The sequence below is a fragment of the Pseudomonas sp. Van50 genome (genome assembly GCF_055390755.1).
The window spans coordinates 4,936,593-4,955,247 of record NZ_AP024343.1 but is presented as its reverse complement, the minus strand read 5'-3'; the positions used below and the strand labels follow the sequence as shown (position 1 = coordinate 4,955,247).

The window sequence follows — 18,655 nt, the reverse complement described above, 5'->3', positions numbered from 1 at the left end:
ACAGGACCTTCCATGATGGATAGCCGTGAATGCCCGTGCGGGCAGGACAGGGTTCGCGACGCGGCGGCGCAATGGTTCGTGCGTTTGCAAGCGCCGGCCATGAGTGTCGAGGAGCGCCAGCGTTTCGAAGCCTGGCTGGACGAACATGCCAACCACCGTGACGAAATTCAATTGCTCCAGGGGATCTGGAGCGCCACGGACCTGCTGCCCAAGGAACGCCTGCGAGCGCTGTGCGAACCTCCCGCCGAACGTCCCAAGCGTCGGCCGCTGCTGCGCTACGCCGTCGCCGCCGGACTGTTCGCGGTAGCGCTGGGGTTGGGGCTGTTCAGCGGTTTGAGTTCTTCCACCGACTACAGCGGCGAATACGCCACCGCCCTTGGCGAGCGTCGGCATATCGCCTTGCCGGACGGTTCGGTGATCGACCTCAACAGCCGCAGCCGGGTGCGTATTCAATTCGCACACCGTCAGCGCCGGGTGGAACTGGTCGAGGGCGAGGCCCTGTTCAGCGTCGAACACGATGCTGGCCGGCCATTCACCGTCGATGCGGGCAACGGCCAGGTGACGGTGACCGGGACGCGCTTCGATGTACGCCGCGATGCCGACAAGACCCGGGTGGCGGTGGCGCAGGGCAGCGTCAAGGTCCAGGGCCACGCCGCGCCCCCGGCTCAGTTGGTCAGCCTGACAGCGGGCTTCGGCACCCAGATCGATGCCCAAGGCAAAGTCGCCACGCCTTACGCGGTCAACACCGAGGCGCTCACCGCCTGGCGCCATGGCAAGCTGGTGTTCAACGACGCGCCGCTCAAGGAAGTGGCTGAAGAAGTCTCTCGTTATCGCCCCCAGCCCCTGCGGGTCGGCAGCGCGGCGGTGGGTAACCTGCGCCTGACCAGCGTGTTTCGCGCCGACGACCCCGAGGCGCTGCTCAAGGCGCTGCCGAACATCCTGCCGGTGGCCGTGCGTAACCTGGATGACGGCAGCCAGGAAATAATCGCACGATAGATTCAGGTTTTTTCCGAGTTCTTCGTCTTCTTGTCCAACTGCAACTGGTTTGCATTAACAGACGCGTATTCTTGCGATCAACAGGACAAGGTTCGACGTGAAAACAACCGCCAAAAACAACAACCGTACCCACGTGCGCTGGCTGCCCCTGGCCCTGACCCTGGCGGTCGGCGCCGCTGTGCCCCAGGCGTTCGCCGATCAGGCCGCCACCGCTATTCACATCCAGGCGCAACCGTTGGGGCAAGCCTTGACCCAGCTCGCCCAGCAGACCGCGTTGCAGGTGTTTTTCAGCCCCGAATCGGTGGCCGACAAACAAGCGCCGGCGGTGGACGGCAACTTGTCCCCGGAAGCGGCCTTGCGCCAATTGCTGCAGGGCAGCGGCCTGCAGTACCAGATCGATAAGGGTTCGGTGACCGTGTCGCCAGCACCTTCGGCGTCCAACGCCGGCCCGCTGGAGCTGGGGGCGACTGAAATCCAGGTGGTCGGTGACTGGCTCGGCGATGCCAACGCCGAAGTGGTGCAGAACCACCCCGGTGCGCGTACGGTGATCCGCCGCCAAGCGATGGTGGAGCAGGGCGCCATGAACCTCGGCGACGTGCTGCGGCGGGTGCCGGGGGTGCAGGTGCAAGACGCCAACGGCACCGGCGGCAGCGATATTTCCCTGAACGTCGGCGTACGTGGCCTGACCTCGCGCTTGTCGCCGCGCTCCACGGTGTTGATCGACGGCGTACCGGCAGCGTTCGCGCCCTATGGCCAGCCGCAACTGTCCATGGCGCCGATTGCCCTGGGCAACCTGGACAGCATCGACGTGGTGCGTGGCGCAGGCTCGGTGCGCTACGGGCCGCAGAACGTCGGTGGGGTGATCAATTTCGTGACCCGTGCGATTCCGCAGAAAGCCACCGGTGAAATCGGCACCACCCTGGAAACCTCCCAGCACGGCGGCTGGAAGCACATCGACACGGCCTTCCTTGGCGGCACCGCTGACAACGGCCTGGGCGTGGCACTGTTGTATTCGGGCGTCAACGGTAACGGGTATCGCCAGAGCAACAACGGCAACGACATTGACGACGTGATTCTCAAGACCCATTGGGCGCCGACCGATGTCGACGACTTCTCGCTGAATTTCCACTACTACGACGCCAAGGCCGACATGCCCGGCGGCCTGACCCAGGCCCAGTACGACGCGGACCCGTACCAGTCCGACCGCGACTGGGACAACTTCAGTGGCCGGCGCAAGGATGTGTCGTTCAAGTGGATCCGCGAGATCAATGAGCGCACCCGGGCCGAAGTGCTGACCTATTACTCCGACAGCTACCGGGGCAGCACCATCGCCTCCCGGGACCAGCGCAACCTGGTGTCCTACCCGCGCACCTATTACACCTTCGGCATCGAACCCCGGGTGTCCCACGTGTTCGACCTGGGCCCCACCACCCAGGAAGCCAGCGTCGGTTATCGTTACCTCAAGGAAGGCATGCACGAAGAGGCCAGCCGCCTGGCGTTGCGTAATAACGAACCCGTGGTGCGTCCGGGGGCCGATGGCCACGTCTACCAGGACCGTACCGGCGGCACTGAAGCCCACGCGGTGTATATCGATGACAAGATCGATGTCGGCCAGTGGACCATCACCCCGGGCATCCGCTTCGAAAGCATCAGCACCGAATGGCACGACCGCCCGGTGCTCGACACCGCTGGCCGCCCCGTGCAGGAGAAACGCCGCAGCATCGACAGCAACGAACCGCTGCCGGCCCTGAGCGTGATGTATCACCTGTCCGATGCCTGGAAGCTGTTCGCCAACTACGAGACCTCGTTCGGCAGCCTGCAATACTTCCAGCTCGGCCAGGGCGGCGACGGCAACAACACCGCCAATGGCCTGAGCCCGGAGAAAGCCAAGACCTACGAGATCGGCACGCGTTACAACGATGACGTGTGGGGCGGGGAAGTGACGCTGTTCTACATCGACTTCGACGACGAACTGCAATACATCAGCAACGACGTGGGCTGGACCAACATGGGCGCGACCAAGCACCAGGGGCTGGAGGCTTCGGTGCACTACGACATGGCCGCGTTCGACCCGCGCCTCGAAGGCCTCACCGCCAACGCCGGTTTCACCTACACCCGCGCGACTTACGAAGGCGAGATCCCGAGCTTCAAGGGCCGTGACCTGCCGTTCTATTCTCGCCAGGTGGCCAACGTGGGCCTGCGTTACGAGGTCAATCGCTGGACCTATAACCTCGACGCCTTTGCCCAGTCCAAGCAGCGCTCACCGGGCAACAACGTGAACGCCGATGGCAGCTTCAGCGGCGACTACATCACCGACGGCACCGCCGATGGGCAGTACGGCGACATGCCGGGCTACGTGCTCTGGAACGTGCGCGCCGGCTATGACTTCGGTGCGCAGCTGTCGAACCTGAAAGTCGGCGCCGGGGTGAAAAACCTGTTCGATCACCAGTACTACACCCGTTCCAGCGACAACAACTCGGGCATTTACGTCGGCGCACCGCGTACGTTCTTTGTGCAGGCGAGTGTGGGATTCTGATCGGGCCAAGGATTGAGTGAGCTTTACGCTGTGGGAGCAAAGCTTGCTCGCGATGCAGGCACCTCGGTCTCAAAAGGACCGCGTCATCTTCATCGCGGGCAAGCCTTGCTCCTACAAGGTCTGTAGAGAACTCAGACCTTCAACACTTTGCCACTGGCCGCCACCGCCACCAGCGACAACGCAATCAACCCAAACGCAAAGCTCAAGCTGCTGCCATGGGCGACGAAGCCAATCAGCGCCGGACCGGCGAGGATGCCGGCATAGCCGATGGTGGTGATGGCCGGTACCGCGATCGCTTCCGGCATCAGGGTCTGTTTGCCGACGGCGGTGTACAACACCGGCACGATGTTCGAACACCCGGCACCCACCAACGCATACCCCAGCAGCGCCGCTTGCCACATCGGGGCGAGGGTCGCCAGCAGGAACCCCGCGGCGGCGATCGACCCGCCATAGATGATCACGCGTTTGGCCCCCAGGCGATGCACCACCGAGTCGCCGGTCAGGCGGCCGACGGTCATGGTCAGCGCGAAGGCGGCATAACCCAGCCCGGCATAGGCGGTATCCACCGCGCGCTCGGTGGTCAGGAACACGGCGCTCCAGTCCAGCACCGCGCCTTCGGCCAGGAACACGATGAAACAGAGGATGCCAATAAACAGCACCACACCATGGGGAATGGCGAACGCTGGCCCCGAGCTTTCACTGCCGTAGGGCAACAAGTGCGGCGCCGCTTTGAACAACGCCACCAGCAGCACGCCATTGACCACCAGCGTCGCCCCCAGCGGCGAAAGCCCCAGGCCGAGCAGGGCGCTCACGCCGGCCGCGCCAATGATCCCGCCGAGGCTGAACATGCCGTGGAAACCCGACATCATGGTCTTGCCACTGGCCCGCTCGACGATCACCGCTTGCAGGTTCACGGTCGAGTCTACGGTGCCAAGCCCGGCGCCAAACAGGAACAGCGCCGCCACCAGCCAGGGCAGGGAAGTCATCGTCGCCAGCAACGGCAATGCCAGGCAGATCAGAAGCGTGCCGCCGCTGAGCACCCGGCGGCAGCCGAACCGCGTCGCCAGCGCACCGGAAATCGGCATCGCCAGGATCGACCCGACCCCCAGGCATAACAGCAGCAAGCCGAGGGTGCCTTCATCCAGGTTCGCCCGCACCTTGGCATAAGGCACCAGCGGCGCCCAGGCGGCGATGCCGATGCCGGCGATGAGGTAGGCGATGCGGGTGGACATCTGTTCCAGGCGTCCGGGGACAAAGGTGGGCGGGGGCGTGATGGCAGTCATGAAGCGTCCTTGGTTTTCGGGCGGTGCAGTGCGGTGGTACAGGCAGGGGGGCTATGCTTGCATATTCACTGACCGCACCGCGACCCCAAGGTGCCGAAGCCCTGAAGCACCCTCCTTGGACACCGTGGGTCACTGGGCCTTGTACAGCCTGATGCTCACCACCCGGTCTGCCTCCACATCAAAATAAATAAGAGCGATGGGGAATACCTGTTGCTCATCGAAGCACTCAACGATCACGTTTCGGGCTGACGTTGCCTGGGCCGAGAAGCGTCGGGCCTGGCGCAACAATCGCTTGATTTCGGGGGAGACCGGGATGGGCGGGCGGCCCTTGCGCACGCTTTCGCAAAACGCCAGCGTCACTTCTCGTGGCGTTGGTGGTGGGGGTGAGACAAGGCCCGCTTCTTCGAACAGCCGATTGAGTTGATCGGCCGCGGAGACAGCTCTAGGGAAACCGGTGAACGCCGAAGCTTGCACGACCAGCTCGACGATTTCTCCTGGCGCCAGGCCGGACGCTGCGCCGGTCCTGAAATGTACGCTCAAGGGCGGCCCCACCGTGCTGGCCGCGACGATGGCTGCCAGCGTCGCGGCTTCGCGCAAGCGCGAGTCAAGGCCGGGGCGACTCTGCAAATGGCCGTAGACGACGCCGACCGCCAACTCACCGAGCGCTGGCGCGGTATGGAACAGCGCGTCGAGTCGTGCGCCGCCGTCCGGCACCAGCTCGATGAAATGTTTTCGGCCTTCGCTGTAGAGCTCGGCCATGGGACTGGAGGGATGTTTACTCTTCATGGGGGCGTCCTTGTGCTGGGAGCTTGCGTGCCTAAAGTACTGGTTCACCAGATAGCTGCGCACCTGTCGAACCTGACAGGTTGCGGCGCAAAGATTTGGCTGTATGAAGCAGGCTTCGCCTAAACTACCGGCCCCTTCTGGCTTTCTCCGGACCCGATGCATGGCACCGTTCTACGACGCACGCGGCAATACCTATGGAGTCGTTTCACCGCAGCAGGCCCGTGACCATGGCATCGATCTGCCTCCGTCGGCCGCCCAGGCCGCGCAGACCCGCGAGTCCTGGGCAGCGGCGGCCGTGCACGCGTTCTGCGCCTGGGCGCCGGGTGAGGCGCCGCCGGATGCCAAGGCTCATCGCAGTGATGGGTTGCTGATTGGCCCGTTCCAGAGTGAACCGCCCTTTGATCTATTGATCGTCAATACCGACGGGACACTGGCCGAGCGCAGCGGCAATGGCCTGACGATTTTCTCCCAGGCCTTGCAAGAGCAGGGCTTGCTGGCGGGGATGGGTGATTGCTTGCTGCAGGTTCATCACGATAAATCCGACGGTTTGTCACCGCTGCAAACCTCGGTTCGCGCTGCTGAATTCGAAGGCACCCAAGGCTTCTGGCTGGACCTGGGCAAACCGCTGTTCGGGCCCGGGGCCGTCGGTGCCCAGGACGTCGAGCGTGTGATGTTCAACCAGTGCGAGGTCAGCCGTGTGGCGGCGCTTGAACGGTTGAATCCGGCGTGGGGCAACAGCCAATTCGTGAACATTGGCAACCCCCATTGCGTGACGCTGGTGGACGGTGCCGAGGCGTTGCCGAGCAATTCGCAGATGCGCACTGCGGCGCTGTCGCAAAGCCTGATTCGCATCGCCTATGCCGCCCCGGGCGGCGCCGGGCTGCCGTGCCCCGCCGGGGTGAATCTGCAATGGGCCCGCCTGGCAGCCGAAGGGCGAATCGCGGCGCGGGTGTTTGAGCGTGGCGAAGGCCCTACCGCGTCCTCGGGTACCAGTGCCAGTGCCGTGGCCAGTGCTGCGTGGCGGGTGGGCTGGGTGAAGGCGGGCGTGGTGAGGGTGGTGATGCCCGGCGGCACGGCGCCGATTTTGCTGGAAGAAGCGGCGGGCGAGTTGGTGCGGGTCAGGTTGTTCGGTACGGCGCGGCTTGTGCCGTAGGGCGTTCTGGAGATTTTGCGGTGCGGTTCATACCGCTATCGCGAGCAAGCTCGCTCCCACAGGGGCCCTGTGCCGGACTCAACATTTATGTCCACTGAAGATCCCTTGTGGGAGCGAGCTTGCTCGCGATGGCGGCACTACATCCAACATCAATGCAACTGACCCACCGCCGTCGCGAGCAAGTTCGCCCACAGGGAAATCAGCCGGGCTGCTGCGCAAACTCCACCACCGGCATCTGCCGCTTCATCAGCACTTCGCCATTGCGAATCGAGTAGAGCGGCAAGCCCTGGCTGCGGATCACTTCGTAGTCGCTGTCCGCCGACAGGATCAGCAGGTTCGCCGGGCGGCCGGGTTCCAGCCCGTAGCGCTCGCCCAGGGCCATGGCCTTGGCGCTGTTGTCGGTGACCAGGTCCAGGGCGCTTTGCAGGTTGCGGTAGCCGAGCATGTGGCAGATATGCAGCCCGGCTTCCAGCACACGCAGGATGTTGCCGTTGCCCAGGGGATACCACGGGTCGACGATGGAGTCCTGGCCGAAGCACACGTTCATCCCGGCTTCGAGCAGCTCATTGACCCGAGTGACCCCACGGCGTTTGGGGAAGGTGTCGAAACGCCCCTGCAGGTGAATGCTTTCGGTGGGGCAAGAGACAAAACTGATGCCCGAGTGCCCGAGCAGACGGAACAGCTTGGCGCAGTAGGCGTTGTCGTAGGAACCCATGGCCGTGGTGTGGCTGGCGGTGACGCGGGCGCCCATGTCGCGGCTGCGGGCTTCTTCGGCGAGCACTTCGAGAAAGCGCGAGTGCGGGTCGTCGGTTTCGTCGCAATGCACATCCACCAGGCAGCCGGTGCGTTCGGCCAGGTCCATTAGGAATCTCACCGAGCTGACGCCCTGGTCGCGGGTGTACTCGAAGTGGGGAATGCCGCCCACCACATCGGCGCCCATGCGGATCGCCTCTTCCATCAGCTCGCGGCCATTGCGGTAGGACTCGATGCCTTCCTGGGGAAACGCGACGATCTGCATGTCGATCAGATGACGGCTTTGCTCGCGCACTTCCAGCATCGCCTTGAGGGCCGTGAGTTCGGGGTCGGTCACGTCGACGTGGGTGCGCACATGCTGGATGCCATGGGCGGCGAGGGCCTGGATGGTTTTCTTGGCGCGGGTGCTGGTGTCTTCCTGGGTGATGGTGGCTTTGCGTTCGCCCCAGCACTCGATGCCTTCGAACAGCGTGCCGCTCATGTTCCAGCGCGGTTCGCCGGCGGTGAGGGTGGCGTCCAGGTGGATGTGTGGTTCGACGAAGGGGGGACCACCAGGTTGCCGCCGGCATCGAGGTCTTCCGGGCCGAGGCTGGGGGCTTCGGTCTGACGGGCGATGTTGGCGATCAGGCCGTTTTCCAGGTGCAGTTCATGCAAGCCTTCGCGGTTGCGCAGGCGGGCGTTGATGATGTGCATCGGGCAAATCCTTTATAGGTCTTGTAGAGGTGCGTCAGCGGTGCGAATACCCATTACGCCGATCAATAGCACATACGTTAGCGCGCCGGTGGCGATTCCTACCAGTGGCGCGACCCACGGCGAATTGAACGCGGCGACCGTGCCGAGCCCATAGGCGAACAGCCCAGGCCAGTTGAACGCCGGCAACCGGGCTTCGGCCAGGCGTGGATAACGGCCGCGCCAGCGGAAGAAGAAATCGGCCATGATCACCCCGCCAATCGGTGGGATGACGGTGCCCAGCAGAATCAGGTACGGCACCAGCAGATCGTACATGCCCAACAGGGCCAGCAGCGTGCCGATCACTGCGCCGCAGAGGGTCACGGTCTTGCGCCGGCGGGTGCGCAGCAGGTTGCAACCGGCCACGGCGAAGTTGTAGATGGTGTTGTCCTGGGTGCTCCAGATGTTGAGCAGCAGCATCGCCATCGCCGCCATGGCGAAGCCCTGCAGCAGCAACACTTCGACCACGTCCGGTTGCTGATAGACGATGGCTCCGTAGGCGCCGATCAGCACCATCAGGCCGTTGCCCAGGAAGAAGCCGATCAGGCTCGCCAGCACCGCGACCTTCGCCGAGCGGGAGAACCGCGTCCAATTAGTGGCCTGGGTCGCGCCGCTGACGAAGGTGCCGAACACCAGCGTGATGGCGGTGGACCAATCGAGGCTGCTCGTAGGCACCACCGTCAGCAAGCCTTCGAAGCCGCCGACCTTCACCGTCGCCACCCACATCGACAGCATCAGCAGCAACATCATGGCTGGTACGGCGATGTACGAAAGGATTTCCAGCCCGCGATAACCGACGTAGGCGGTGGCGCAGAACCCCAGGCCGAACAGCACCATCAACCCGAGCACGGTGCTCTCGCTCAATTCGAAATACTTGCCCAGCACCACGGCGGCGGTCGCCGTGCCCCAGGCGTACCAGCCGATCTGGGTGAACCCGAGGATCAAGTCACTGAGCTTGCTGCCCACCTCGCCGAAACAGAAACGCCCCATCAACACCGAATTGAGCCCGCTCTTGAAAGCGATGTAACCCAGGCCGGCGGCATAGAGGCCCAGCAGCAGGTTGCCAATCACAATCACGGTGAGCATCTCGGCAAAACCGAACGCCACCCCCAGCTTGCCACCGGCAAACATCGTGGCGGTGAAAAAGGTGAAACCCAGCAGCACCATGGCCGTGGAGGCCAGGCCCTTGCGAGCGTGCAGCGGGACTTCGCTCAGGGGATAGTCATTGCCTGGATCGTTCTGAGTCATGTGGCGGTCCTTGCGGGTGAGGGATGTCGCAAGCGTGCAGCGGCCGTGCCAAGCGGGTGATCGCGAGATTATTTATAGACAATCCTGGGGATTGGGTGGGCGCAGGGATCAAAAGCGGTGCGCGAGTGATTCAAGTTGGAACACAGATCTCATTCGCGACGAGCCCCTGTGGGAGCGAGCTTGCTCGCGATAGCGGTGTGTCAGATAGCATCAAGGTGACTGCCATGCCGCCATCGCGAGCAAGCTCGCTCCCACAGGGGAATGCAGTGTTTTTCAGGTCGGGGAGAACAATGGCAGAAACCGCAAAACCGCCGCGACAATGGCCTCCGGCGCGTCCTCCTGAACCAGGTGCCCGGCATTTGGAACGGGGTGCAATTGTGCCCCCGGGATCAGCCGTTGCAGGTCCCGGCCGCGTTCGATGGGGATCCACTGATCATCCTCGCCCCACAGGATCTGGGTCGGGCAGCGCACGTTCGGATACAGGCCCTCGGCTTCACGGGTGTAGCGTTCGTCCATCTGCGCGATCTGCCGGTAGAACGCCGCCTGGCCCGGTTCGCCCAGCCACGGCTGCACGTAGGGCGCCAGTTCCACGTCCGGGATGTCCCGTTTGATCGCGCCGCGGACATAGGTCGGCACGATGGCCCGCTGAATGTAGTCGGGCAGGCCGCTGAAGGCCGCTTCATGCTGGCGGACATGCTGTACAAAGGGCGAACCCCAGGGCGACAGCGCCACGGGGTCGATCAGGGTCAGGCTGCGATAATCCTTGCCGTTGAGCAGGTGCGTGCGCAGGGCCGTGGCACCGCCAAAGTCATGGGCCACCACGTCCGGGCAATCCAGGCGCCAATGCTCCAGCAATTGTGCGAGCAACAGGTTTTGCACGCCGAGAGACACGTCGGCATCGGGTTGCGCGGATTGGCCATACCCCAGCAGGTCGAAGTAATGCACCCGGTGGGTGGCGAAGAACAACGGGGCGATCCGGTGCCACACGTAGGAAGAGAAGGGCGTGCCGTGGACAAACACCAACGGCGGGCCATCGCCGTGGATGGCGTAGCGGATGGGGTGTCCGTTGAAGTCGTAGATTTGATCCAGCGGCCAGTGGGTCATGCTCGATACTCCCCTGAAAATGGCTCAGGGGAGCAAGCATAGGCCAATGCTGACGGGACAGGAAAACACAGTGATGGCAGCCAAGCCTGTGGGAGCGAGCTTGCTCGCGATTGCGGTCTGTCTGTCACCTAGGTGTTGAATGTGCCGCCGTCATCGCGAGCAAGCTCGCTCCCACAGGTTTTATTCGCCGTGGTAGATGCAACCGCTGGTGCAGGTCTCGTGGATGCGGATGGCACTGAGCTCCGGCAGCAACGGCTTCAACTCGTTCCAGATCCACTTGGCCAACACTTCGCTGGTGGGGTTTTCCAGGCCAGGGATGTCGTTGAGGTAGTTGTGGTCCAGGCGCTCGTAGAGGGGCTTGAAGATCGCCTTGATCTCCGAGAAGTCGCGAATCCAGCCGGTGTGCGGGTCGATATCGCCGCTCAGGTGGATCGCCACCTTGAACGAGTGGCCATGAAGGCGGCCGCACTTGTGGCCTTCCGGCACGTGGGGCAGGCGGTGGGCGGATTCGAAGGTAAACTCTTTGAAGATTTCCACAGGTTCGGGCTCTTTAAGGTAGCGGTCGCGAGGCAGGCGGCGGAGTTTATCAGTTTGATAACGGCGTTGCGCGACCGTGCTGACTAAAGGGTCAGCAAACGCTCGCCCAAACCGCCGTTGGCCGTCAGCTCGAGGAACTCGTCACCGAGCCGGCGGCTCTCGTCCATCGCCGTGCGCCAATATTTGCGGCGGCTCGGGTCATCGCCCATGAAGCGCTTGAAGTCGTTGCGGTCTGGCAGTTTGCCGTAGGGCAGGCGCGCCAGGTATTCCCGGGACGGTGCCAGCAACAGCACGTCCTGCAGACGGTCGACGTTGCCCCGACGCCACGGCAGGCCCTTGTCGAACCAGCCGGGAATGACCCGGTCGGTGAAATGCGGGTAGAGCACGATGTCCTCGCCGCTGTAGGGCAGGTCGAGGTGATAGTCCAGCAGACCGCCGTCGCGGTAGGTGCCGGCACCGGCGCCCGGCAGGTCGCGCACGCCTTCCATCACCATCGGGATCGAGCCTGACGCCAGCAGGGCCTGGCGCAGGTTGCCGGCGGCCAACGGCACGAAACGCGACGGAAAGTCATTCAACGGATGCAGGGGCGGGGCCAGGCGCGGGTCATGGATGATCAACCGTTCGAAATGCCGCGACAGCCGGGCACGGCCTCGCAGGTTGTCGGCGATCACCGACGACAGCCCCAGGCCCAGCCGGCCGCGATGATCCTGGGCGAGCAGGCCGTGGCTCTTGACGACCATGATGTTGAGCCGGTACCGCGGGTTGTCGAGGATCGAGGTGTCGCGGCCGTCGAGCAAGTCTTCGAGCATGCGCTGCGAGCTCTGGCTGACACCGGCCATGGTCACGCCTTTGGCGAAGCTTTGTTCGTTGTACAAGGTGCCCAGGCGCCGGATCCCCTCGGCGGCGTCCGGCAGGCAGGCGCTGGCGAAGCGCCAGGCTCCCACCGAGGCCCCGATCAGCGAGCGTTCCCGGGGCGCGGCGGGCAGCCATTCGCCGAACAGCGCCAGGTCCAGCCCTTGGATGCCCAGGGCCTTGGGGCCACCGGCGGCGCCGGGCAGGATACCGACGTCGGCGGCGTTCAAGCCGGCCTGGCGAATCCGCCCGAACGCACGGGGGCCGGCCTTGAGGGTGAGGGCGGGAAACTTGATGTGGATGGCGGTCATACCGGTCTCGAATGCGTACAAGCGGATGATTATAACGACACAAGACCCTGTGGGAGCGAGCTTGCTCGCGATAGCGGCGGCACATCCTGCATCGTTACACGCTGACCCACTGTCATCGCGAGCAAGCTCGCTCCCACATTATTGATGTGGGTTGCATGATGGCGATTCAGTTTCAGTTAAGTTCACCCCGATACAGTCGCCCCCGTGAAAGATTATAAAAAAGGAGACAACCCATGAACCGCCTGACTGCCTTTTTCATCGCGACCCTCATGGCCCTAGGTACGAGCCTGGCTCAGGCACGAGACCTGGACGCGGACGAAGCCCGCAAACTGCAAGACGCTGGTACCATCCTGTCCTTTGAAAAACTCGACGCCGCTGCCCTGGCCGAGCACCCTGGAGCTACCTTGACCGACACCGAGCTGGAGGAAGAGTACGGCAAGTACCTCTACAAGGTGGATTTGCGCGATGCCAAGGGCATTGAGTGGGACCTGGAATTGGATGCCGTCAACGGCGAGGTACTCAAGAATCATCAGGATACGTAATGAAGCTTAATCTACGCGCCCATGGTCGATGGGCGCTGGCGCTGCTGGCGTTTTGTTCGCTGGCCATGGCCCGGGACCTGGATCAGGACGAGGCCCTGCAACTGCGTCAGCAGGGCGTGATCCTGCCGCTCGAGCACCTGCTGCAACAGGCGCTGGACCTGCACCCCGGCGCCAAACTGCTGGAAGCCGAGTTGGAGGAGAAACACGGCGTCTATATTTATGAGGTCGAGCTGCTGGACACCGACGGCGTCGTGCGCGAACTGGACCTGGAGGCCACGACCGGCCGCTTACTCAAAGATAAGGAAGACTGATGCGCCTGCTTCTGGTGGAAGATCACGTGCCCCTGGCCGATGAACTGATGGCCGGGCTTGCACGCCAGGGTTACGCCGTCGACTGGCTGGCCGATGGTCGCGATGCGGTGTACCAGGGCAGCAGCGAGCCCTATGACCTGATCATCCTCGACCTCGGCCTGCCGGGCGTGCCGGGGCTCGACGTGTTGGCCCAATGGCGCGCTGGCGGCCTGGCCACGCCGGTGCTGATCCTCACCGCCCGCGGGTCCTGGGCCGAACGTATCGAGGGCCTCAAGGCCGGGGCCGACGACTACCTGACCAAACCCTTTCATCCTGAGGAGCTGCACCTGCGGATCCAGGCGCTGCTGCGCCGCTCCCATGGCCAAGTCAACCAGCCGACGCTCAAGGCTGCCGGATTGCACCTGGACGAGAGCCGCCAATGCGTGGTCCGCGACGGCACCGACATCCAGCTCACGGCGGCCGAATTTCGCCTGTTGCGTTATTTCATGCTGCATCCCGAGCAGATCCTCTCCAAAAGCCATCTCGCCGAACATCTGTACGACGGTGAGACCGAGCGCGATTCCAACGTGCTGGAAGTCCACGTCAATCACCTGCGGCGCAAGCTGGGACGCAGCGTGATCGAAACCCGCCGCGGCCAGGGTTACCTGTTCGGCGGGCAGGCGCAGTGAGATCCATCCAGCGGCGCCTGAGCCTGGGCCTGATCGGTGTGATGGTGGTGGTCGGCCTGGTCCTGGCGCAAACCAGCCTGTGGTTGTTCGAGCTGGGCCTGCAGCGTTACCTGGAAGCGGGGCTGCGTAACGACAGCGAGAACCTGCTGGTGGCCCTGGTGCGCGGCCCGCAGGGCTTGCAATTGGATGAGCGCCGCCTGTCGCCGGCCTATCAGCGGCCGTTTTCCGGGCATTATTTCCGCATCGATTTTGCCGATGCGCACTGGCGTTCCCGCTCCCTGTGGGACCAGGAGTTGCCTCGGCTCGACCACCCCGGCCTGCACAGCAACCTGCAACTGGGGCCCGAGGGCCAGAAGCTGCTGGTGCTGCGTACCGATTATCGACGGCTGGGCCAGGCGATTTCCATCAGCGTGGCCCAGGACTACACCCCCGTGCGTGACAGCTTCCGCCGGATGCAACAGATCGGCCTCGGGCTCGGGTTGGCGGGGCTGTTGCTGATTCTGTTGCTGCAACGCATCACCGTGCGCCGAGCCTTGCGTCCGCTGGACCGCGCCCGGGAGCAAATTGCCCAGTTGCAGCGCGGGCAACGTTCGCAACTCGACGAACAGGTGCCACGGGAGTTGGAACCGCTGGTGACGCAGATCAACCATCTGCTGGCCCACACCGAAGACAGCCTCAAGCGTTCGCGCAATGCCTTGGGTAACCTCGGCCACGCCTTGAAAACCCCACTGGCGGTGCTGCAAAGCCTGGCGTCGAACGAGAAGCTCGACCCGTATCCCGAGCTGCGCAAACTGTTGCTCGATCAACTGGAACAGGTCCGCCAGCGCCTGAACCGCGAGCTCAACCGCGCCCGCCTGTCCGGCGATGCCTTGCCCGGCGCGCACCTGGACTGTGACGCCGAGCTGCCGGGGTTGCTGGCCACGCTGAACATGATCCACGGTGAACACCTGCACCTGAGCTACGTCGCCCCGCCAGGCCTGCACCTGCCCTGGGACCGTGAAGACTTGCTGGAACTGTTGGGCAACCTGCTGGACAACGCCTGCAAATGGGCCGATGCCGAGGTCCGCCTGACCATGACCGAGACGGCCGAGGGTTTCAGCCTGGCCGTGGAGGACGACGGCCCGGGCATCCCCGCGGACCGCCGCGACCAGGTGTTCAGCCGCGGCACGCGGTTGGATGAACAGACCGATGGACACGGCCTGGGCCTGGGCATCGTGCGGGACATCGTCGACACCTGGGGCGGAATGCTGGCGTTGGACGACAGCGAGTGGGGTGGATTGAAGGTCGTGATCGAGCTGCCCAAGCGCTGATCTCACGGCACCGTCCCCCCTGTGGGAGCGAGCTTGCTCGCGATGGCGTCAGTTCAGCCACATGGATAGCCACCGAAAGATTGCTATCGCGAGCAAGCTCGCTCCCACAGAGGGGGGGGCGGTGGTGGTCGTCAATATTGCGAGACTTGAAAACCCGCCCCACGGCCCTTGCAGCTTGCCGCCGCTTGCTGCAAAGTCGCGACCTTTTTGTCCGGTGGCTTTCCATCGCTGTGCTTTGAGGTAACGATGATAAATGCAGTAATTGCCGCGGTTGGCGTCATGCTGGTGCTCAGCCTGTCCCGCGTGCATGTGGTGATCGCGCTGATTATCGGCGCGTTGGTGGGTGGCCTGACGGGTGGCCTGGGGATCGAGGCGACGCTCAAGGCGTTCAATGCCGGCCTGGGTGGCGGTGCGACGGTGGCGCTGTCCTACGCCTTGCTCGGCGCTTTCGCCGTGGCGATTGCCAAGTCTGGCATGGCCCACGCCCTGGCGGACAAAGCCCTGGCCCTGGTGGATCGCCAGGACGCCGCCGGTGGCACGGGCGTCAAGTGGGTGCTGATCGGCCTGCTGGGGACGGTCGCGGTCGCCTCCCAGAACATTCTGCCGATCCATATCGCCTTCATCCCGTTGCTGGTGCCGCCGCTGCTCTATGTGCTGACCAAGTTGCAACTGGACCGCCGCTTGATCGCCTGCGTCATGACCTTCGGCCTGATCACCCCTTACATGTTCCTGCCGGTGGGCTTCGGCAATATCTTTCTCAATGAAATCCTGCTGGCCAACATCGCCCGCAGCGGCGTGGACGTCAGTGGCATCAACGTCACCCACGCCATGGGCATTCCGGCGCTGGGCATGGTGTTCGGCCTGCTGCTGTCGTTGTTCAGCTACCGCAAGAAACGCGTCTACGACCTGAAGAGGATCGCCCGGGTCGAGCAGGTGGCGGTGCGCTACAACCCCATGACCCTGCTGGTGGCGGGGCTGGCGATTGTCGCGGCGTTCGCCATCCAGCTCCTGGTCGACTCGATGATCATCGGCGCCCTGGTCGGCTTCCTGATTTTCTCGGTATCGGGTGTGGTGCGCTGGCGCGAGACCGACGACCTGTTCACCGAAGGCATGAAGATGATGGCGATGATCGGCTTCATCATGATCGCCGCCTCGGGCTTTGCCGAAGTGATGAAGGCCACCGGTGAAGTCCAGAGCCTGGTGGAGACCTCGGCGGCCTGGATCGGCCACAACAAGGGCATCGGCGCGCTGATGATGTTGTTGGTGGGGCTGCTGGTGACCATGGGCATCGGCTCGTCGTTTTCCACGGTGCCGATCCTGGCGACGATTTTCGTGCCGCTGTGCCTGCAACTGGGCTTCAGCCCGCTGGCGATCGTCTGCATCGTCGGCACTGCCGGCGCCCTGGGCGATGCTGGCTCGCCCGCCTCGGACTCGACCCTGGGCCCGACCTCCGGCCTGAACATCGACGGCCAGCACCATCACATCTGGGACACCGTGGTCCCGACCTTCATCCACTACAACCTGCCGCTGCTGGCGTTTGGTTGGGTGGCGGCGATGGTGTTGTAGCCTCGAGACCGAATCGCTTCAATCGCGAGCAGGCTCGCTCCCACAGTGGATCGGTGTGAACACAAGCATTGTGGACGCCGCCGAACCCTGTGGGAGCGAGCTTGCTCGCGATGAGGCCCTTGAATTCAGCGACCCAGCCAACGGGCCGTTCACCTTGTCCTACAGTTTTGCCGTGCGGTGCCGTTAATACAGCTAACCACGCCAATAACACCTACAAGAGTGAACAGCATGCGCCTGAGCCTGAAGGCTAAAGTCCTGTCCCTTGCGATACTGCCGGTATTGCTGTCCGCCGTGATCATCAGCCTGACCACGGCTTTCATCTTGAAGGAGCAAGCTAGCAAAGAGGTCCAGCAGACCCGCGAACGCCTGCTCAGCGAGGCCAAGGCCACGCTGCAGAACTACGTGGCGGTGGGCCTCACCGCCATCAAGCCGCTCTACGATGCCGCCGCGCCTGGCGATAACGAGGCGCGTGCCCAGGCGATCAAGTTGCTGTCGAATATCAGCTATGGCAAGGACGGCTACTTCTTCGGCTACGACTCCGAGACCATTCGTCTGTTCAAGGCCAACAGCCCCGATGGCGTGGGCAAGAGTTTCAAGGACAACCGCGACCCGAACGGTGTCTACGTCAACCGTGACCTGGTGAAAGTCGCCAAGGACGGAACGCATTATCTGGAATACAGCTCGCCACTGCCCGGCAGCAATGACCTGGTGCCCAAGCTTGGCTACACCGAATACCTGCCCAAGTGGGACCTCGCGGTCGGTAGCTCGGTCAACCTGGACGGCATCGAAGCCCAGGTGGCACTGGTGGAGGCCAAGGTCCACGATCGCCTGCAAGGCGTGATCTTGAGCATCGTCGGGATTGCCGCGGTGGTGTTGCTGGTGATTGCGGTGGTGGGCCTGGTGCTCGCCAACACGATCCTGCGTCCCCTGCACCTGATGAAGGACAACCTCGACGACATCGCCGCGGGCGAGGGTGACTTGACCCGTCGGCTGACCATCACCAGCCAGGACGAGCTTGGCCAACTGGCCGGTTCGTTCAACCGCTTCGTCGACAAGATCCATGGCCTGGTAAGGCAGATCACCGACATGACTTCGCAACTGACCGGCCTGGTGACACAAGTTTCCGAGCAGGCCCAGCGCTCCGAGCAAGCCATGGAACGTCAGCGCCACGAAACCGATCAGGTCGCCACGGCGATCAACGAGATGTCCTCGGCTGCCCAGGAAGTCGCCCGCAGTGCCCAGGGCGCCGCCGTCGCGGCCCAGCAGACCGACGAAGAAGGCCAGTCCGCCAAGCGCGTGGTGGCCGGCAGCATCCAGCAGATTCATGCGTTGGTGAACGATATCCGCAGCAGCGGCGTGTCCCTGGACAGCCTGCAGCAGGACGTGGCCTCGATTGTCAGTGTGCTCGGGGTGATTCGTTCGATTGCCGAGCAGACCAACCTGCTGGCCCTCAACGCCGCCATCGAGGCCGCGCGTGCCGGTGAGGCGGGGCGTGGGTTCGCGGTGGTGGCCGATGAAGTGCGGGCCCTGGCCAGCCGGACCCAGCAGAGTACCCAGGAAATCCAGGGCATGATCGACCGTCTGCAATCCGGCACCCACGCGGCGGTGGAAGCGATGCGCCGTTCCAGTGAGGCCGGCGATGGCACCTCGGAGCGGGCCAACGAGGCGGGCGCCTCCCTCGACACCATGGCGCAGCTGATCGGCACCATCAACTCGATGAACGCCCAGATCGCCAGCGCCGCGGAAGAGCAGACCGCGGTGGCCGAGGAAATCAACCGCAGCGTGCATCAGATCGCCGTGGCCGTGGACAGCGTCGCCGACGAAACCCAGCTCGGTGCCCAGACCTCCCGCAGCCTGGCCGACCTGGGCCAGCGCCTGGGCAAATTGGTGGGGCAGTTCCGGATCTGACCTGACCCTCAGGAGCTGCCGAAGGCTGCGATCTTTCGCTCTCGATCCAGATGTTTTCACCT

Annotated in this window: 15 protein-coding genes and 2 pseudogenes; 10 read left to right on the top strand and 7 right to left on the bottom strand. The window is 63.8% G+C overall.

From position 1 onward, the window contains the following. The first annotated feature begins 12 nt into the window (after positions 1–12). A complete protein-coding gene (locus tag ACZ5M5_RS21025; protein ID WP_464737923.1) occupies positions 13–996 on the top strand; it encodes a FecR family protein in 984 nt (327 codons plus the stop codon). Between the two features lie 97 nt (positions 997–1,093). Continuing rightward, positions 1,094–3,532, top strand: coding sequence for a TonB-dependent siderophore receptor (locus tag ACZ5M5_RS21020; protein WP_464737922.1), 2,439 nt, complete (start codon positions 1,094–1,096; stop codon positions 3,530–3,532). A 131-nt stretch (positions 3,533–3,663) separates the two neighbouring features. Here the strand turns inward: ACZ5M5_RS21020 and ACZ5M5_RS21015 are convergent, their stop codons facing one another. Both ACZ5M5_RS21015 and ACZ5M5_RS21010 read right to left on the bottom strand, forming a co-directional pair. Continuing rightward, entirely contained in the window at positions 3,664–4,815 is a 1,152-nt protein-coding gene (locus ACZ5M5_RS21015) for an MFS transporter (RefSeq protein WP_192260850.1), read from the bottom strand. Between the two features lie 129 nt (positions 4,816–4,944). Next, entirely contained in the window at positions 4,945–5,601 is a 657-nt protein-coding gene (locus ACZ5M5_RS21010; RefSeq protein ID WP_060741417.1) for a carboxymuconolactone decarboxylase family protein, read from the bottom strand. A 160-nt stretch (positions 5,602–5,761) separates the two neighbouring features. Between ACZ5M5_RS21010 and ACZ5M5_RS21005 the strand changes: the two genes are divergently transcribed. After that, complete coding sequence (locus ACZ5M5_RS21005) at positions 5,762–6,754, top strand: diaminopimelate epimerase (protein ID WP_464737921.1); 993 nt, start codon at positions 5,762–5,764, stop codon at positions 6,752–6,754. A 199-nt stretch (positions 6,755–6,953) separates the two neighbouring features. On the opposite strand, the pseudogene codA reads toward ACZ5M5_RS21005, so the two are convergent. From codA to ACZ5M5_RS20980, 5 genes and pseudogenes are all read right to left on the bottom strand, one after another. Continuing rightward, positions 6,954–8,200: pseudogene (gene codA / locus ACZ5M5_RS21000) on the bottom strand (cytosine deaminase). A gap of 12 nt (positions 8,201–8,212) precedes the next feature. Further along, positions 8,213–9,484: a cytosine permease gene (codB, locus tag ACZ5M5_RS20995; protein ID WP_464737920.1), complete on the bottom strand. Its 1,272-nt coding sequence runs from the start codon at positions 9,482–9,484 to the stop codon at positions 8,213–8,215. A 273-nt stretch (positions 9,485–9,757) separates the two neighbouring features. After that, the gene (locus ACZ5M5_RS20990; RefSeq protein ID WP_464737919.1) at positions 9,758–10,588 is read right to left on the bottom strand and encodes an alpha/beta fold hydrolase; all 831 of its coding nucleotides are present in this window, start codon (positions 10,586–10,588) and stop codon (positions 9,758–9,760) included. Positions 10,589–10,768: 180 nt separating this feature from the next. Continuing rightward, positions 10,769–11,125 carry a 6-carboxytetrahydropterin synthase QueD gene (gene queD / locus ACZ5M5_RS20985; protein WP_025212792.1) on the bottom strand — a complete coding sequence of 119 codons (357 nt, stop codon included), beginning with the start codon at positions 11,123–11,125 and terminating at the stop codon, positions 10,769–10,771. Positions 11,126–11,208: 83 nt separating this feature from the next. Further along, a complete protein-coding gene (locus ACZ5M5_RS20980; protein ID WP_464737918.1) occupies positions 11,209–12,288 on the bottom strand; it encodes a patatin-like phospholipase family protein in 1,080 nt (359 codons plus the stop codon). Positions 12,289–12,521: 233 nt separating this feature from the next. On the opposite strand from ACZ5M5_RS20980, the gene ACZ5M5_RS20975 reads away from it, so the two are divergent. The 7 genes and pseudogenes from ACZ5M5_RS20975 to ACZ5M5_RS20945 all read left to right on the top strand — a co-directional run bounded on the left by ACZ5M5_RS20975 (position 12,522) and on the right by ACZ5M5_RS20945 (position 18,593). Beyond that, positions 12,522–12,830 carry a PepSY domain-containing protein gene (locus ACZ5M5_RS20975; RefSeq protein WP_103308775.1) on the top strand — a complete coding sequence of 103 codons (309 nt, stop codon included), beginning with the start codon at positions 12,522–12,524 and terminating at the stop codon, positions 12,828–12,830. Then, positions 12,830–13,141 (top strand): PepSY domain-containing protein, encoded by a 312-nt coding sequence (locus ACZ5M5_RS20970; protein WP_060741424.1) that lies wholly within the window; start codon positions 12,830–12,832, stop codon positions 13,139–13,141. The genes ACZ5M5_RS20975 and ACZ5M5_RS20970 overlap by 1 nt, the downstream gene beginning before the upstream one ends. Continuing rightward, positions 13,141–13,809 (top strand): response regulator transcription factor, encoded by a 669-nt coding sequence (locus ACZ5M5_RS20965; protein WP_053123507.1) that lies wholly within the window; start codon positions 13,141–13,143, stop codon positions 13,807–13,809. The genes ACZ5M5_RS20970 and ACZ5M5_RS20965 overlap by 1 nt, the downstream gene beginning before the upstream one ends. Continuing rightward, complete coding sequence (locus ACZ5M5_RS20960; protein ID WP_060741425.1) at positions 13,806–15,119, top strand: sensor histidine kinase; 1,314 nt, start codon at positions 13,806–13,808, stop codon at positions 15,117–15,119. Before ACZ5M5_RS20965 ends, ACZ5M5_RS20960 begins: the two co-directional genes overlap by 4 nt. 249 nt (positions 15,120–15,368) lie before the next feature. After that, positions 15,369–16,685, top strand: a complete 1,317-nt coding sequence (locus ACZ5M5_RS20955; RefSeq protein WP_162491262.1) for a Na+/H+ antiporter family protein — start codon at positions 15,369–15,371, stop codon at positions 16,683–16,685. Positions 16,686–16,913: 228 nt separating this feature from the next. Beyond that, positions 16,914–17,687: pseudogene (locus tag ACZ5M5_RS20950) on the top strand (cache domain-containing protein); the annotation flags it as partial. 84 nt (positions 17,688–17,771) lie between these two features. Then, complete coding sequence (locus ACZ5M5_RS20945) at positions 17,772–18,593, top strand: methyl-accepting chemotaxis protein (RefSeq protein WP_371914218.1); 822 nt, start codon at positions 17,772–17,774, stop codon at positions 18,591–18,593. Positions 18,594–18,655: the final 62 nt, after the last annotated feature.

What these genes read in the sequence shown, in the direction of transcription:
- ACZ5M5_RS21025 (WP_464737923.1), top strand. Translation starts at nt 13, where the DNA reads ATGATGGATAGCCGTGAATGCCCGTGCGGGCAGGACAGGGTTCGCGAC.
- ACZ5M5_RS21015 (WP_192260850.1), bottom strand. Translation starts at nt 4,815, where the DNA reads ATGACTGCCATCACGCCCCCGCCCACCTTTGTCCCCGGACGCCTGGAA.
- ACZ5M5_RS21010 (WP_060741417.1), bottom strand. Translation starts at nt 5,601, where the DNA reads ATGAAGAGTAAACATCCCTCCAGTCCCATGGCCGAGCTCTACAGCGAA.
- ACZ5M5_RS21005 (WP_464737921.1), top strand. Translation starts at nt 5,762, where the DNA reads ATGGCACCGTTCTACGACGCACGCGGCAATACCTATGGAGTCGTTTCA.
- codB (WP_464737920.1), bottom strand. Translation starts at nt 9,484, where the DNA reads ATGACTCAGAACGATCCAGGCAATGACTATCCCCTGAGCGAAGTCCCG.
- ACZ5M5_RS20990 (WP_464737919.1), bottom strand. Translation starts at nt 10,588, where the DNA reads ATGACCCACTGGCCGCTGGATCAAATCTACGACTTCAACGGACACCCC.
- ACZ5M5_RS20980 (WP_464737918.1), bottom strand. Translation starts at nt 12,288, where the DNA reads ATGACCGCCATCCACATCAAGTTTCCCGCCCTCACCCTCAAGGCCGGC.
- ACZ5M5_RS20975 (WP_103308775.1), top strand. Translation starts at nt 12,522, where the DNA reads ATGAACCGCCTGACTGCCTTTTTCATCGCGACCCTCATGGCCCTAGGT.
- ACZ5M5_RS20970 (WP_060741424.1), top strand. Translation starts at nt 12,830, where the DNA reads ATGAAGCTTAATCTACGCGCCCATGGTCGATGGGCGCTGGCGCTGCTG.
- ACZ5M5_RS20965 (WP_053123507.1), top strand. Translation starts at nt 13,141, where the DNA reads ATGCGCCTGCTTCTGGTGGAAGATCACGTGCCCCTGGCCGATGAACTG.
- ACZ5M5_RS20945 (WP_371914218.1), top strand. Translation starts at nt 17,772, where the DNA reads ATGACTTCGCAACTGACCGGCCTGGTGACACAAGTTTCCGAGCAGGCC.